The organism is Agaribacterium sp. ZY112 (assembly GCF_041346925.1).
In the GTDB taxonomy this organism is placed as follows: Bacteria; Pseudomonadota; Gammaproteobacteria; order Pseudomonadales; family Cellvibrionaceae; genus Agaribacterium.
The window spans coordinates 2,363,203-2,378,900 of the sequence record NZ_CP166840.1; the positions used below are offsets into that span (position 1 = coordinate 2,363,203).

At 44.6% G+C, this 15,698-nt stretch carries 12 protein-coding genes; 10 read left to right on the top strand and 2 right to left on the bottom strand.

What is annotated here, in order from left to right; translation table 11 throughout:
* The first annotated feature begins 32 nt into the window (after positions 1–32).
* From AB1S55_RS10275 to chrA, 3 genes are all read left to right on the top strand, one after another.
* Positions 33–926 carry a prenyltransferase gene (locus AB1S55_RS10275; RefSeq protein WP_370977976.1) on the top strand — a complete coding sequence of 298 codons (894 nt, stop codon included), beginning with the start codon at positions 33–35 and terminating at the stop codon, positions 924–926.
* A gap of 270 nt (positions 927–1,196) precedes the next feature.
* Positions 1,197–2,123, top strand: a complete 927-nt coding sequence (locus AB1S55_RS10280; RefSeq protein ID WP_370977977.1) for an SRPBCC family protein — start codon at positions 1,197–1,199, stop codon at positions 2,121–2,123.
* A gap of 13 nt (positions 2,124–2,136) precedes the next feature.
* The gene (gene chrA / locus AB1S55_RS10285) at positions 2,137–3,357 is read left to right on the top strand and encodes a chromate efflux transporter (RefSeq protein WP_370977979.1); all 1,221 of its coding nucleotides are present in this window, start codon (positions 2,137–2,139) and stop codon (positions 3,355–3,357) included.
* A gap of 13 nt (positions 3,358–3,370) precedes the next feature.
* Here the strand turns inward: chrA and AB1S55_RS10290 are convergent, their stop codons facing one another.
* Positions 3,371–4,975 (bottom strand): methyl-accepting chemotaxis protein, encoded by a 1,605-nt coding sequence (locus AB1S55_RS10290; RefSeq protein ID WP_370977980.1) that lies wholly within the window; start codon positions 4,973–4,975, stop codon positions 3,371–3,373.
* 221 nt (positions 4,976–5,196) lie between these two features.
* Positions 5,197–6,366 (bottom strand): tetratricopeptide repeat protein, encoded by a 1,170-nt coding sequence (locus tag AB1S55_RS10295; RefSeq protein WP_370977981.1) that lies wholly within the window; start codon positions 6,364–6,366, stop codon positions 5,197–5,199.
* Positions 6,367–6,579: 213 nt separating this feature from the next.
* On the opposite strand from AB1S55_RS10295, the gene flhA reads away from it, so the two are divergent.
* The 7 genes from flhA (at position 6,580) to AB1S55_RS10330 (ending at position 15,695) form a co-directional block, all read left to right on the top strand.
* Positions 6,580–8,811, top strand: coding sequence for a flagellar biosynthesis protein FlhA (gene flhA, locus AB1S55_RS10300; protein WP_370977982.1), 2,232 nt, complete (start codon positions 6,580–6,582; stop codon positions 8,809–8,811).
* A 24-nt stretch (positions 8,812–8,835) separates the two neighbouring features.
* Positions 8,836–10,275, top strand: a complete 1,440-nt coding sequence (flhF, locus tag AB1S55_RS10305) for a flagellar biosynthesis protein FlhF (protein ID WP_370977984.1) — start codon at positions 8,836–8,838, stop codon at positions 10,273–10,275.
* Positions 10,276–10,343: 68 nt separating this feature from the next.
* The gene (locus AB1S55_RS10310; protein ID WP_370977986.1) at positions 10,344–11,177 is read left to right on the top strand and encodes a MinD/ParA family protein; all 834 of its coding nucleotides are present in this window, start codon (positions 10,344–10,346) and stop codon (positions 11,175–11,177) included.
* Positions 11,178–11,227: 50 nt separating this feature from the next.
* Entirely contained in the window at positions 11,228–11,929 is a 702-nt protein-coding gene (locus AB1S55_RS10315; protein ID WP_370977987.1) for an RNA polymerase sigma factor FliA, read from the top strand.
* 202 nt (positions 11,930–12,131) lie between these two features.
* Positions 12,132–12,518, top strand: coding sequence for a chemotaxis response regulator CheY (gene cheY / locus AB1S55_RS10320; protein WP_370977988.1), 387 nt, complete (start codon positions 12,132–12,134; stop codon positions 12,516–12,518).
* A 15-nt stretch (positions 12,519–12,533) separates the two neighbouring features.
* On the top strand, positions 12,534–13,325 hold the full coding sequence (locus AB1S55_RS10325; RefSeq protein ID WP_370977990.1) for a protein phosphatase CheZ: 792 nt from the start codon (positions 12,534–12,536) through the stop codon (positions 13,323–13,325).
* A gap of 9 nt (positions 13,326–13,334) precedes the next feature.
* Positions 13,335–15,695, top strand: a complete 2,361-nt coding sequence (locus tag AB1S55_RS10330; protein ID WP_370977992.1) for a chemotaxis protein CheA — start codon at positions 13,335–13,337, stop codon at positions 15,693–15,695.
* Positions 15,696–15,698: the final 3 nt, after the last annotated feature.

The following is a 15,698-nucleotide window of genomic DNA, read 5'->3' on the forward strand; positions in this document are numbered from 1 at the left end:
GATATTATTGATAGAGATGAGGTTATCAAAATATGTTAAAAGCCGTTCTAATGACCAGTCGGCCACCGTTTTTGGTCTTGGCATTTTCATGCATCAGTTTAATTGTCGCCACCGGTTTTTGGTTGGGCGCAGAAATTTCGGCTCTTCTTATAATTGCGATGGCCTTATTGTTATTTTTTGCTCATATCAGTGTGAACGCATTAAACGAAGCTGAAGACTTTGTTTCAGGTTTAGATTTAATCACCACTAAAACGCCTTTTAGTGGTGGTACGGGTACCTTACCCAATAAGCCCGAAGCTTTAAAAGGAGTGTGGATCCTCGGTATTACTAGCTTGGTTTTTGCGACTGTTATAGGCCTGTTTCTAGTCGCTTTAACCGATTGGTACCTAATCTTATTAGGTGTTTTAGGCATCATCATTATTGTGACGTATACACGCTGGATTAACCGTATGCCTTGGTTATGCCTATTGGCTCCGGGTATTGGCTTGGCGGTCATTCCTATCTTTGGTGGCGTGTGGGTGATGACAGGTCAGCCTTTATTAGCAGCTTTGTTAATTAGCCTTATTCCTGCTTTGTTAATAAATAATTTACTTTTGTTAAATCAATTCCCCGATCGAGATGCTGATAGAAAGATAGGCCGTAAGACTATGTTAGTTGCTTATGGCTATGAATTTAGTAGCAAACTGTATTTACTGAATTGGATTTTGGCGGTTTTTTTGTTGGGCCTGTTTGTTTGGAATGCTACCTTGCCTAGAGCAGCCTCATTAACTATTTTTCCGATGCTCTTTGGTTTTGGAGCTTGGCGTGGCGCGGTTAATTACCCTCGTGAGTTACCAGAGCATACAGCCTATATGGCTGCTAATGTGGCCTGTGCTGTACTTAGCCCGCTTGCGTTAGCACTGTTGCTGTTTTTATTCTCTTCTTAAACCATTAATAAAGCCTTCTTAAGGCTGGGTTATGTTTAGTGCGCTAGTTGTCCTTAACAGTCTTGCACCGGAGGAGTCATCTAAGTACTTACTGGCTACATGGCGATATTAGTGGGTGTTTTGTTCTCTTGTTTATGGCGTTCCGCTTCTAAAAGGTGACGTCATCCCTATTTATATTATTTTTGTTGTTTTTATCTACTCTCATAGCGCTTTATACTTCTCCTGCTTAGCAAGCCTGCTAATTACCCGTGCCATAACAAGGAGATAGTCATGCCCAGTATTTACGTTGAACGTAGTCTCGAGCTTGCAGTGAGTGCCGATAAGGCATTTTCTGTTCTTAGTGACTTCCACCAGTGGCGTTCGTGGTCGCCATGGTTAATTACAGAGCCTGAAGCCCAAATGCATATTGCAGCAGATGCTCTCAGTTATAGCTGGCAAGGCAAGCGGGTAGGCCAAGGCAGCATGCACATAGAGCAGTCTAACGCGCCGAACAGCCTTCGGTGCCAACTGAACTTTATAAAGCCATGGAAAAGTATTGCCGATGTGGCCTTTGATGTTCAGCCTTTAAATGACAAAACCTGTAAAGTAACATGGAGTATGCAAAGCCAGTTGCCGTTTTTTATGTTCTGGATGAAAAAGCCCATGCAGACCTATATTGGAATGGACTATGAGCGTGGCTTATTGATGCTCAAAGACTATTTAGAGTTAGGCAGAGTTGAGTCGACTCTTGAGTTTGATGGCGAAGCCGAATTTCCTTCTTGTGCTTATATTGGTATTAAAACTCAATGCTCTTGTGTGGACGTTGGCCCTTCTATGCAGCGGGACTTTAATAATCTGGAAATATTGCTTAAAGGCAACGAGGCAGTAGGTATTGGTAAAGGGCTCTCTATTTACCACCTTTATGATGCGGTTCAAGACAAAGTAAGTTATACCGCAGCCTTTCAGGTTGAGCATTTACCTGAGTCAGTCGGTGGGCAGTTTATTACTGGCCATATTCCTAAGCTTCGAGTTTATAAAATTGCCCATATAGGGCCTTATCGACACCTAGGTAATGCGTGGTCGGCCATGGTGGCGCTAGCGCGCGCAAAATTGATCCGGTGCGGTAAACAGCAGCATCCATTTGAAATTTACGAAAATAAGCCTGCCGATGTTGATGAAAGCGAGTTACGAACCTCTTTGTGTTTCCCTCTTAAATAAGAGCTAGTTAAGCGTGACTAAAGAAGAAATAAACAAGGCATCCTATGTCGCACCGAATAATGCATCTGTACTTGAGGTGTTTTATTTGTTTTTAAAACTGGGTTTAAGTGCGTTTGGTGGGCCGGTTGCTCATGTCGCTTATTTTCGTAAAGAGTTTGTTGAGCGACGTGCTTGGCTTGCAGACGCGCAGTTTTCTCAGCTATTTGCTTTATGTCAGGTATTGCCAGGCCCTGCAAGTAGCCAGCTGGGTTTTCTTATCGGTCTGAACCGCTCAGGACTAATGGGAGCAATAGCGGCATTTACCGCTTTTACTTTGCCCTCTGCATTACTTTTGTTTTTCTTCGCTTTGGCCGTGCCAATGCTTGATGGCCCTTTAGCTGAGGCTCTTATTCATGGCCTAAAATTAAGTGCAGTCGCTATCGTTAGCGATGCTCTGCTGTCTATGAGTCGAGGTTTGTGCCCAGATAAGCGACGTAAACTCTTAGCTTTGATGGCGGCAGCCTTATTGCTGACTTTTAATTGGCCTTTTATGCAGCTGATTGTATTGGGGCTCGGTGCTGCATATGGCTTTGCTTTTTGTAAACCACTGACTTTTCTCAGTCAGTCATATTCTATGGCTATCTCTCGTAGTACGGCACTTCTAGCGCTCAGTGTTTTTGTGTTCTTATTTATATTACTACCCGTAGCGGTGATGTTTAGTGGCATTAACCTATTGCAAGTTGCAGCGGTATTTTATCAAAGTGGTTCATTGGTCTTTGGTGGGGGGCATGTTGTCTTACCTTTGCTACAACAGGCAACTGTAGACAGTGCCTATATTGATAGTTCTGTATTTATGGCGGGCTACGGTGCTACACAAGCCATGCCTGGGCCTATGTTTAGTTTCGCTAGTTTTTTAGGGGCTTATATGCAGCCAAACTTGCCTTGGCTTGGCGCTTTAACAGCACTTATTTTTGTTTTTTTACCTGGGTTTTTATTGGTTGTAGCGGTGTTTCCGTTTTGGCAGCAGCTTATTGAACACCAAGTGGCCACTAAGTGCCTTGCCGGTTTAAATGCGACGGTAGTAGGTATACTTTTGGCAGCGTTACTAGGGCCTATTGCTAGCAGCACGTTATTTTCATTCTATGATCTTGGTTTAGCTGCGACAGCACTTATATTCATTCGTGGCCTTAAATTAAGCCCGCTTTTATCGGTGGCCTTTTGTGTGCTCGCTTCAGTTATTTTAACCTTTCTTTAGCAAGCTTGTTCGATTAAGAGACTTTGAAGCGCTGAATGCCTTTGGTTATATTGTCTGCGAGTGCGTGCACCTGCTTAGCTGCTTCGTGAGTATCTTTAGAGACATCACTGGTGGTGGCCGTTTGTGAGTTTAGCTGGTGCAAATTACTGTTTATTTCTTCACTTACTGCTGTTTGTTCTTCGGTTGCAGTGGCGGTTTGTATACTCATGTCTTTTACCTTGGTAACAAGACCTTGTGTTTCATTGAGTAAGGTCTCCGTTTCTTTGGCAAGTTCAACAGAGTTGGTGACCTTCTCAAAGCCATCTTCAATTTGGCTCACGACACCGTTAACTCCTTGCTGTACTGCTTCGATCATTTTTTGAATGCTATCAGTACTTTCTTGCGTTTTGCTTGCAAGGGTACGCACTTCATCGGCTACTACGGCAAAACCTCGGCCTTGTTCACCTGCGCGTGCGGCTTCAATAGCGGCATTAAGAGCTAATAAGTTTGTCTGTTCGGCTATGCCTCGAATCACATCTAAGACGCTACTGATATTATTGCTTTGTTCAACCAGTTGATTGGCGCCATTGGATGCTCCCTCGATGGTTTGATAGAGTTGGCCTATTTGATCGACGGATTTATTTATCACTTGTACGCCTTGGCCAGCCTGCTCCATTGCTTGCTCAGTTTCATTTGCGGTGTGCTGGGCTATCTCTGCCATCTCTTTTGTTGCGATACTCATTTGGTGTACGGCGCTGACAATCATATCGACGCTGTGAGCTTGTTGAGATGCGATATCTGAGCTTTTCTCAGAGCTGTTGTGTAATGTGTCACTGCTATTTTGTAGGTGTTCAACATCATTGCGAACACTTTTAATAAGCTGGTTAAGGCTCGAAACAAAATCATTAAAAGCCAAGGCTAAGCGCCCCAGCTCGTCTTTGTTTTTTATTGTTATATGCTGGCTTAGATCACCACCGCCAGAACTGATGTTGTTAATGCCATCACTAATCTCATTGATGCGTTGTACTAATGAGCGAACACCTACAAACGATGCTATCGAAGCAATCGCTATAATTAAGAAGACTAATATATAGGAAATAGATTTATGCACTTGGATAGACGCTGTGGCTTCTGTGTGAACTTGCTCTGCTTTCTCAAAGGCGAGTTCACCGGCACTGTCATAGAGTGCTCTTAGGTTAGAGAAAGCTATTTCATTTTTTGCGTAGTTAGCCAAGCTTGCGTTTTGTAAACTTTGAGTTGTTTGCTGTTGCCAAGTTGAGAAGGCTTGATCAAATGACTTGAGTTGTGCCAGAACATCTGGATAGGAAGCCAGATCTTTTTGGTATTGCTGGAAGCGATCTAAGGCCTGCTGAGCGTTCTCTTGGTAATCTTGACGGTATTGGCTTCTATTACCATTAAGATCTAAGACATAGTGTAATTCGGCTAAGCGTGCTTGGTAGAGATCTCTATCGGCATTGAGAACCTTGCTTACAGTAGGTAGAAAACGTTTAGCGTAGCTATCTAAATTCTTTTCTAAACGGTTAATAAGTAGAGTATTGGCAACCAGTACAATAATAAGTGCTGCGACGAGTAGTATCAGGGGCAGGCTGTATTTTATTCTTAAGCTAAGTGAGTTCACGCTGTGTCCTAGTTTTGAGTAATGTATAAGCGCCGCTAATCGTAGCTACTTATATCGTGGTTGCTTATGCCGCCTAGACTGCTTATACCTTATAGGCCATATTACTTGCCAAGGTCCCTCACTTCGTGCAGTCCATTTACCAATATAAGAAGATATAGCAGTGCTTTTGACTAGATAATAATGTATTGAGTATAGACCTTAGTGAATAAGGCACAGTGCTTTTAGCGCATACTGAGCAGGCCTTGTAATTTACCTTCAAAACGCTGTTTCTGTAAGCCCTCACTCAATTCATAAGCTTTCTTAAGTGATTGAATACTCTGGTTTTTATTGCCCATTGCGAAGTGTATCTGTGCGCTTAGGTGGTGAAACAGTTGTTCCTTGGGGGCAATAGTGATGGCTTTCTGAATAGTGTCTAAGGCCTGCTGATAGTGTTTATGTGTAAGTGCTTTTTGAGCAAGTTTAGCGAGGTGGTAGGGATTCTTACGGCTGTATCGGCCCACTTTTTTAGCTAGTTTTTCCGCTTCATTCAGACGCTCTTGCTCAAGTAGCAAGACGTATAAATTACTAAGCGCACTATCATTCCGCTTATTAATTTTTAACGCCTTTTTATAAGCTTTCTCAGCTTCGATAGGCTTATTACTGAGTTTGTTGAGTACACCTAGGTTAGACCAAAAGAAGTCTTCTTTAGGGGCTAAAGCCAAGGCTTTTTTCATATGGCGTTGAGCTTGTTGCCACTGTTTATGCTCCAGATTTTGCATGGCAATATTATTGTAATAATCTGCTAGTGCACGCTGATCGCTAATCACTCGGCTATTGCGTGGGTCGATATCAGCAATATTAAAAAAAGTGCCTAGAAACTCAATGTAGATGCGCTGGTTTCGCGTTTTTACCACGGCGTTAATATGCCCTGGCACAAGATAGACATTAGAAGCTTGTCGCCACTGTTGAGCTACGTTGACATTTTGGAAATAAGCTTTGAGCCCCACGTAACGGGCACTGGCGACATAGAGTAGGGCTAGACTTAAGCAGTTTCCTTGTTTTCGATAATAGGTATCTCGGGCGCTTAGGCTTTCATCAAAAGCGTAATCAATGTTCCAGCCTTGTTCACTAAACATCAACTTATGTAGTGCTTGAGCGCGCTCACTTTTCTTTCGAATTGGGCGAATATGTAGGTCGAGTTCGTTTTTTATATGTGCATCTAACTCTAATAAGAGGGCCTCATTAATTAATACTTCTGTGGCGCTGTTTGTGCTTGTTACTGGCAGTTGAATACTTAGATCAGCCCATGTCTGAGAGGCATTCAGGGTAAGGCTAAAGGTAAAGAAAAGCAGAAAAAAAAGTATGCCAATTCGCTTATGAATCCATTTAGTCTTACGCCTACTTATTTTCATCACATTGGTCCTATTGCTTACTTGTAGATGCCTTTTTGAGTGTGCGTTTTAAGGTTCTGTTTTTCTTGTTGTTGACTCATTAGGGGAGTGCTTAACAAGTATAGCTAAGGCTTCTTACTCTTTGTGTCTTTGCTTCGGCACAGCTTTTGCCACTATTAGAGTGATCGATTTAAAACGCCAATTTATTGGCTTGGCCTTGCTAGAGAAAAATACATGGCAGATTCTTTTTTTCAGCACCTTGTAAGTTTGCCGTCGAATGTTGATGGCGCTTCATTCCGTCAAGGTGTTGGCAATATGTGGAAGGGCAACCTTTCCATCCCCATTATGCTGCTTGCGCTAATGGGGATGATGACGCTACCTCTGCCCCCATTCTTATTAGATGCCTTTTTCTCTTTTAATATTGCGCTCTCCATTGTTGTTTTATTGGTATCGGTATATAGCCTGAGGCCTCTCGATTTTGCTGTGTTCCCGACTATTTTATTGGTCGCTACGCTGATGCGTTTGGCTCTTAATGTAGCCTCCACACGGGTCGTTCTACTTAATGGTCATGAAGGTGGGGATGCTGCAGGTAAAGTGATTCAAGCCTTTGGTGAGGTTGTTATTGGTGGTAATTATGCAGTTGGTTTAGTTGTTTTTATTATTCTCATCATTATTAACTTTGTTGTCGTTACCAAAGGTGCTGGGCGTATATCTGAGGTCAGTGCACGTTTTACCTTGGATGCAATGCCTGGTAAGCAGATGGCTATTGATGCCGATTTAAATGCGGGTTTAATCGATCAGGATGAGGCGCGTACCCGCCGTGAAGATGTTGCTGCAGAAGCCGATTTTTATGGTGCTATGGACGGTGCGAGTAAGTTTGTTCGCGGTGACAGTGTTGCCGGTATTCTTATTCTTGTTATTAATGTGATTGGTGGTCTTGCTGTTGGTATGGTTCAGCACGGCTTGGAATTTCAAACTGCCTTACAGTTTTATGTATTGCTGACCATTGGTGATGGTCTTGTGGCGCAAATACCATCGTTATTATTGTCGACAGCTGCGGCGATTATGGTGACGCGTGTTAACAGCGCTGAAGATATGAATCGCCAAGTTTTATCGCAGATGTTTGCATCCCCTAAAGCCTTAGCTATAGCCGCGGTTATCTTGTTTATTATGGGCTCGATCCCAGGTATGCCGCATCTATCGTTTTTAGGCCTTGCTACTATTTGTGGGGTGCTGGCGTATTTTATTCACTACCGCCAACAAGAAGCTGAAGTGGTTGAAGAGGGCGGTTTTCAAGGTGGCGCAGCTCGCCCCAATGGTGCTCCCCCTTTTATTCCTTCAGCAGATGGAGCTCAGCCGCAACCGGCCCTTGAAAATAAAAGTGTGAATGCTCCAGATCCTGTTGAAGTGAGTTGGGATGACGTACAACCCGTTGATATGGTGGGTCTGGAAGTTGGCTATAGGCTGATTCCTTTAGTCGATAAAGGCCAAGGGGGGGAATTACTAGGGCGTATTAAAGGTGTTAGGAAGAAGCTCTCGCAAGAGTTGGGCTTTTTAATTCCTGCTGTGCATATTCGCGACAATTTAGATTTATTACCCAATACCTATCGCATTAGTTTGATGGGGGTTGCCGTCGGTGAAGCTGAAGTTTTTCCTGGTCGTTTTTTAGCGATTAACCCAGGTCAAGTTTTTGGCAAACTTGAAGGAACACAAACAAAAGATCCTGCTTTTGGTTTACAGGCAGTGTGGATTGATGACAGCCAGCAAGATCAAGCTCAGAGTCTTGGTTATACCGTTGTGGACCCTGCCACAGTGGTGGCAACGCACTTGAATCAGATTATGCAGAGCCATTCTCACGAGTTGATCGGTCATGAAGATGTGCAGAAATGGCTAGATCTGCTTGCGGAAAAATCGCCTAAGCTCGTTGAAGAATTAGTGCCAAATACCATAGGTATCAATCAGTTACGTAAAGTTTTACAGGCTCTTTTAGAGGAGAAGGTTTCTATTCGCGATATGCGTAGTATTGCTGAGACTTTAGCTAGTCGTGGTAGTAAACAAATGAGTACAGAAGCGATGGCCGCTGAAGTGAGATCTGCTTTAGCGCGGCAAATAGTGCAAAGCATAGTGGGGGCTGAAGTTGATGTGCCTGTGATCACTCTGGCCCCACGGCTGGAACAGTTGTTGCTACAGACCATACAACAAGCACAAAAATCTGGCGCTGAAGATGCGGCGTTTATAGAGCCACAATTGGCAGAGCGGTTAAATCAGTCTTTACGAGATACGGCGAGGCGGGTCGAGGCCCAAGGAAAACCTCTGATTTTATTAGTGGCGTCACCGCTTAGAAGCATGATGTCACGCTTTGCCCGAATCAGTATTCCAGATATGCGTGTATTGGCATACAACGAAGTCCCAGACAGTAAGCAGCTAACCATAGAGGCGACGGTTGGCGAGGAACTGGTCCAGTAGGGCTAAACCAAAGTAGGTGAAAAAATGTCGAGTCAAAATGCCGAAGTAAAACGCTTTGTAGCGCCCACGATGGGGCAGGCGCTGGCTTTAGTACGTGAGGAATTAGGGCCCGAGGCCGTTATTCTTAAAAGTCAGCAGGTGAAAGGAGGCGTTGAAATTATCACCTCTCTTGAGCGCGACTATCACACCCGAGGTGTTCATGAGAGACAAGACTTTGGTCAGAAGTTTGACAGCGACCTCGATCATGCAATGAGCAGTGATGCTAGCTGGCAAAGCCAGGCGGGCATAGAGCAAGCCGCTGCTAGCTATGATAGTAAGTTGGAAATTAACGACGTCTCAACTATTGATAAAAATGATCTTGCCGCTGAAATTGAGCGTGCACGAGAAAAAATGATGGCAGCAAAAAAAGCAGCCATGGAAGCTGAAGAGTCAGAGCAAAGACCAGTCAAAGTAAAAAAGCCCGAGCCGGTGCAGGAGCCGGCGCCCGAGCGCTCAGTCCGACGCCCTGAAGCATGGTCTGAAGATTTAGTGCAAGAGCAAAAGCTTGCAGGCTTACGTGATGAAATTGCGGACTTACGTTTATTATTAGAGCAGCAGAGTTGGGCCGCAACATCAGCCGCCAGTTCTGTTTCTAACCAAGACTATGGCGCAGTGGATGAAGCCAGTTCCAATTCACGCAGTAAGGTTCATGGGCAATTACAGCGCCTTGGTTTAAGTGAAGCCATTATCAATGAGTTAAATATGGCTGTGTCTCATAGTTTGCGCTTGCACGACACATGGAAACAAAGCTTGGCTAGCTTGGCGAAAGGCATTAGTCAGGCCGATGATTTAGATGTAGAGCGCGGTGGTTGTTATGCTTTTGTGGGCCCAACCGGAGTTGGTAAAAGCACCACGCTTGCGAAGTTAGCGGCGGCCTACACTATGCGCCATGGTGCCGGTAAAGTTGCCTTAGTGACGATGGACAGTCATCGCGTTGGTGCCGTTGAACAGCTTCGCTCGCTGTCTAATATTCTTGGCGCGCCGTTAAAAGTGGTATCGGTACGCAGCAGCCTGTTAAGTATTTTGGCTGAGTTAAGAGAGTTTCCCCTTGTATTAATTGATACTGCAGGCTTTCGCCACGGGGATACTCAACTTAACGAGCAACTTGCACAGTTGGATCAGTGTCCACAAGTAAGACGATTGTTAGTCATGTCGACTCTGAGCCAAAGCCAGCATCTGAAGGCGAGTATCCATGCCTATAAACCTAAAAAAGGACGCGATGCCTGCGTGCTTAGCAAGCTTGATGAAGCTTGTAGCTTAGGTGAGGCCATTGGGGTGCTTTGGCAAACTAAAGTTCCTTTGGCTTATATCACCAACGGTCAACGCATTCCGCAAGACATCCTTAAAGCGAATCGCAATGACCTAGTGAGTAGTGCCGTTCAGCTAGCAAAAGTGGCTCAACTAGAGACCCAGTTTGCAAACTAAAGTGACTTTAGGCCGACGCTTAGCGGCGCCTTTGCTACATTGAATATATAAAACGTGAGTGCGCCTATATGAGTTCTAATCATCCAGTCAGAGTTATTGCCGTAACCGGTGGCAAAGGTGGTGTTGGTAAAACCAATGTCTCCGTTAATCTAAGTGTTGCTCTGGCAGAAATGCGACGACGTGTCGTATTGATGGATGCAGATTTGGGCTTGGCAAATGTCGATGTCTTATTGGGGCTGAATGTTCAATACAGTATTGCTGATGTGCTCGATGGTTCTCGTACTCTACGAGAAGTCATGGTGAACGGGCCTGCAGGTATCAAAGTGGTTCCTGCAAGCTCCGGTGTTCAGCAGCTTGTGCAGCTTGGCAGCCATGAACATGCTGCATTAATTCACGCCTTTAGTGAAATAAGTGACCAATTAGATGTATTGGTTGTTGATACCGCAGCAGGTATTAGTGACATGGTCGTGAATTTTGTTCGCGCTTCTCAGGATGTCATTGTGGTTGTTTGTGATGAGCCTTCTTCTATTACGGATGCCTATGCCTTGATGAAACTACTCAATACTGAGCACGGAGTGAACCGCTTTCGAGTTATTGCCAACATGACTCGCAGCGCTAAAGAAGGGCGTTTGTTATTTGGTAAGTTAAATACCGTATGCGAGCGCTTTTTAGATGCAACCTTGAGTTATTTAGGTCACGTGCCTTTTGATGAGCAAGTGCGCAAAGCCGTGCAGAGTCGCAAGCCCTTATTGGAAGCTGCGCCAAGTAGTAAAGCCGCAAGTGCATTACGTGACATTGCCCAGAAGGTCGATCAGTGGCCTTTACCTCACGGCCCTAGTGGCCATTTAGAGTTCTTTATCGAGCGTCTCTTAAAAAGCGCTAATGCACAATCTGTGGTTTAGCCCTATAGGTGCTGAACAGAGCTAGAGTTCACGGGGGGAACACGCACACTATGTATGAGCAGCAATATGGGCAGCATAAAGCTGAACAATACGCGTACCTTGTTAAGCGTATTGCCTTGCATATAAAAGCAAGGATGCCCAGTTCTGTACAGCTTGAAGATCTCATTCAAAGTGGCATGTTGGGCTTACTTGAAGCCTCTGAAAAATACGATGACAGCAAAGGCGCGAGTTTCGAAACATACGCAGGGATACGTATTCGAGGCGCCATTGTCGATGAAATGCGCCGAGGCGATTGGGTGCCACGCTCGGTGCACCGCAATAAGCGCGAAATTACCGAAGCGATTACTCGGGTTGAAAAGCGCCTTGGCCGCGATGCTCGTGATACAGAAGTAGCAGCAGAGCTTAATATCGATATTGACGAATACTACAGCATGACTCGCGACTGTACGGTATCGCGTTTAGTGAGCCTTGAGGAGAGTTTAGAGGGGAATGATGAGCATGGCCCTGCGACCTTAAATGACCCTCGTTCTGAACAGCCAGAGAGAGAGGTGGGTGCTGCTGCACTGCGTCACGCCGTGGCCACACAAATTAAGCGCTTGTCTGAAAAAGAACAATTGGTCTTGTCTTTGTATTACAGCGACGAGCTCAATTTAAAAGAAATCGGGCTAGTACTTGGTGTGAGCGAAAGTCGCGTTAGCCAAATTCATAGTCAGGCTGCTGCGAGGCTGAAATCGAGATTAAAAGACTGGTAGTTGAGCTCAAATGGTCTAAAAACTGGATGACTGCTCACGAACGACTAGACTTTAAATCTGAGAGGGAGTGGAAGTAGAACTACAACGAAATCTTTGTAGCTACTTGATCTCAATGGGCTTGTACTTAACTCTCGATATGTGAGATAAGAATTAACTCGCTTTTAAAGGAGTAACAACAAGCCGTTTTAATTAGGAGGCGGAATTGGACAAAAATATGAAAATCCTGATCGTCGATGACTTTTCGACGATGCGACGCATTATTAAAAACCTGCTTCGCGACTTGGGGTTTACCAATACTCAGGAAGCCGATGATGGTTCGACCGCGTTGCCCATGTTACGCAGTGGTGATTTTGATTTTCTTGTGACCGACTGGAATATGCCAGGCATGACGGGCATAGAACTTTTAAAAGAAGTTCGAGCCGATGCGAAACTGGTTTCTCTACCAGTATTGATGGTCACAGCAGAAGCAAAACGAGATCAAATTATTGAAGCTGCTCAAGCAGGTGTTAACGGTTACGTAGTGAAACCATTTACTGCACAAGTGCTAAAAGAAAAGATCGATAAAATCTTTGAGCGTGTAAACGGTTAAGGCCTAGGAGCCTCTATGGCAAATGCATCTCCCATGCAGGATGACGGACAATTTATTGCCAAACTTCAGGACTCAGCTAAACAGCTTGTCGAGGTTCTGCAGAATGATGAATATGAAAGCGCATCCGTAATTATTCACGAGTTAATAGAAGCTCGTGATCAACATATATTTAAATCAGTTGGGCAGCTAACTCGGGCTTTACATACGGCCATTGTTAATTTCAACGTTGACGCAGATATCACTCAAACGCCCCCTGAAATCAAAAACTCAGAAATTAGTGATGCCTCTGACAGGCTGCACTATGTCTTAAGTTTAACGCAAGCGGCCGCCGATAAAACCATGGACAAGGTTGAGGCTGTGGCCCCTATTGCGATGAATCTTGGTCAAGAAGCACAGCGACTTCGTGATGACTGGGACAAACTTATGCGTCGCGAAATGACAAAAGCTGAATTTAAAAAGTTAGCGCAACGAATTGACGAATTTCTTATTCAAATGGGGGACGGCACCGAGCAACTGAATAAGAGCTTGCAGGATATTATTCTTGAACAAGGTTTTCAGGACTTGACTGGGCAGGCGCTTAAGAAAGTGATTGATTTAGTCACTGACGTTGAGCGTGAGCTTGTCGATTTAATGCGAATAGCGGGGCAGGTTGAACAAGTTACAGGCCTTGCTATTGAAGAGCAGCAGGAACAAGAAAAAGAAAATAGTTCCAAAGGAGAAGGCCCTGTTATTAAGCCCGAGTTGAGGGATGACGTCGTCAATGGTCAGGATGATGTTGATGATCTACTGTCGAGCTTGGGCTTTTAAGGAGGAATAATGGCTTTTGGCGATGACGAAGAAATCCTCCAGGACTTTCTTGTAGAAGCAGGAGAGATTATTGAGCAGCTATCAGAGCAATTGGTAGAGCTTGAGCAGCGCCCGGATGATAAAGATCTGTTAAATGCGATTTTCCGAGGCTTCCACACTGTGAAAGGTGGAGCAGGGTTCTTGCAACTAAATACCATGGTTGATTGTTGCCATGTAACGGAGAATCTATTCGACATATTACGCAACGGTGATCGTGATGTTACTGCAGAGCTGATGGATGTAGTACTTCAGGCTCTGGATACGGTCACTCAGCAATTTCAACAATTACAAAATGGTGATACTCCCGAAGCGGCTGACCCCCAGCTTATTCATCATTTAGAATTACTTGTGGCCGGTGAGGACATTGGTGGTGCAGCAGAAGACATTGGTGAAGTTAGCGCAAATAGCAACGATGTGGCTGCCCCAGAGTCTGCCGTAGAGCTCGATACAGAGTCGAATAAAGAGTTCAGTAAAGAGCCCGCTAGTTCTTCAGCGTCTAAAGCTGACTTTGACATGAGTGATGAAGAGTTTGAAGGTTTTTTAGATGCTCTTGATGATTCGGATTCAGGTTCTTCACAAGCCGCTTCAAGTGATACAGCTTCATCCAGTGCTTCTGATGAAATTACAGAGGATGAATTTGAAGCCTTATTGGATCAGCTGCATGGCAGTGGTCAAGCACCCGCACCTGCGGCAGCCAGTGCATCTGATTCACCAGACGCTGCTTCGAGCTCTTCTGTTGCTAGTGACTCGGATGAAATAAGCGAGAATGAATTTGAAGCTCTGCTAGATCAGTTGCATGGCTCAGGTAAAAGCCCTGGAAAAAGTACGACTGCTGAGCCTGTTAAAGCAGAAACAACAGATTCAAATGGTTCCAGCAGCGCTGATCTTATCTCAGACGATGAGTTTGAAAATTTACTTGATGAGCTTCACGGTAAAGGTTCTGGTCCAACCGAAGCAAGTAGCCCTGAGCCTAAAGTTAAAGATGCTGAAGATCAAACGGTATCTAAAAAAACAAGCGCAGAGCCCACTTCAAGCCCTGTTACACCGGCAGCAAAAACTGCCGCACCGGTTGCCAAGCTAAAACCCAAAGAAAACAAGGCAGGGGCTCAGAAAGCCAACGCTCAAGGCGGAGGTAACCAGGTTGCACAAGGTGAAACTACGGTAAGGGTTGATACTCAACGCCTCGACGACATTATGAATATGGTTGGCGAACTGGTATTGGTACGTAACCGCTTGGTGCGCTTAGGTGAAGAAAGTACCGACGAAAGTATGCAAAAAGCAGTGGGTAATTTGGATGTTGTTACTGCGGATTTGCAAACAGCGGTAATGAAAACCCGGATGCAGCCGATCAAAAAAGTGTTTGGTCGTTTTCCCCGAGTTGTTCGTGACCTAGCAAGAAACCTTAAGAAAGAAATTAACCTTGAGCTTAAAGGTGAAGATACCGATTTAGATAAGAATTTAGTTGAAGCTTTGGCAGACCCTTTGGTTCACTTAGTAAGAAACTCTGTCGATCATGGTGTTGAATTACCTGCAGAGCGAGAGAAAAAGGGCAAAAGTAGAGTGGGTAAGGTTGTGCTTGCTGCGGAGCAAGAGGGTGATCATATCTTGCTTCTTATCTCTGATGATGGTGCCGGTATGGACCCTGATGCCTTGCGCGAAAAAGCCGTAGAGAAAGGTATTATGGATACCGATGCGGCAAGTCGCTTGAGTGACTCTGAAGCCTACAACTTAATTTTTGCCCCAGGTTTTTCAACAAAAACAGAGATATCAGACGTCAGTGGTCGTGGCGTAGGTATGGATGTAGTGAAAACCAAAATTACTCAGTTAAATGGTTCGATTGAAATTCAGTCTGAGCAGGGTGAAGGTACAAGTTTCATTATTAAAGTACCTTTAACTTTGGCCATTATGCCAACTTTGATGATTATGCTGGGTAAGCAAACCTTTGCCTTACCACTTGTGAGTGTTAATGAAATCTTCCACATGGACTTAACCAAAGTCAGTATTGTTGATGGGCAGGAGTGCATAGTCATCCGTGAAAAAACGGTTCCAGTCTTTAATTTAAAGCACTGGTTAGTGCGTAATTCTTACGGCGATGCCAATCCTCCAGAAGCTCATGTGGTGATTGTTTCTGTTGGAACTCAGCGAGTTGGTTTTATTGTTGATCAGCTGATCGGTCAAGAAGAGGTTGTTATTAAACCCTTGGGTAAATTATTACACGGAACGCCTGGTATGGCGGGGGCTACTATCACAGGTGATGGTACCATCGCGTTAATCTTAGATGTTCCGTCCATGTTAAAACGCTATGCCGGAAATAATAAACGGGTAGCTTAAACA

Bases quoted from the DNA above. Each gene is read 5' to 3' on its own strand.
- AB1S55_RS10275 (WP_370977976.1), top strand. From the start codon at position 33: ATGTTAAAAGCCGTTCTAATGACCAGTCGGCCACCGTTTTTGGTCTTG.
- AB1S55_RS10280 (WP_370977977.1), top strand. From the start codon at position 1,197: ATGCCCAGTATTTACGTTGAACGTAGTCTCGAGCTTGCAGTGAGTGCC.
- AB1S55_RS10295 (WP_370977981.1), bottom strand. From the start codon at position 6,366: ATGAAAATAAGTAGGCGTAAGACTAAATGGATTCATAAGCGAATTGGC.
- flhA (WP_370977982.1), top strand. From the start codon at position 6,580: ATGGCAGATTCTTTTTTTCAGCACCTTGTAAGTTTGCCGTCGAATGTT.
- flhF (WP_370977984.1), top strand. From the start codon at position 8,836: ATGTCGAGTCAAAATGCCGAAGTAAAACGCTTTGTAGCGCCCACGATG.
- AB1S55_RS10310 (WP_370977986.1), top strand. From the start codon at position 10,344: ATGAGTTCTAATCATCCAGTCAGAGTTATTGCCGTAACCGGTGGCAAA.
- AB1S55_RS10315 (WP_370977987.1), top strand. From the start codon at position 11,228: ATGTATGAGCAGCAATATGGGCAGCATAAAGCTGAACAATACGCGTAC.
- AB1S55_RS10325 (WP_370977990.1), top strand. From the start codon at position 12,534: ATGGCAAATGCATCTCCCATGCAGGATGACGGACAATTTATTGCCAAA.
- AB1S55_RS10330 (WP_370977992.1), top strand. From the start codon at position 13,335: ATGGCTTTTGGCGATGACGAAGAAATCCTCCAGGACTTTCTTGTAGAA.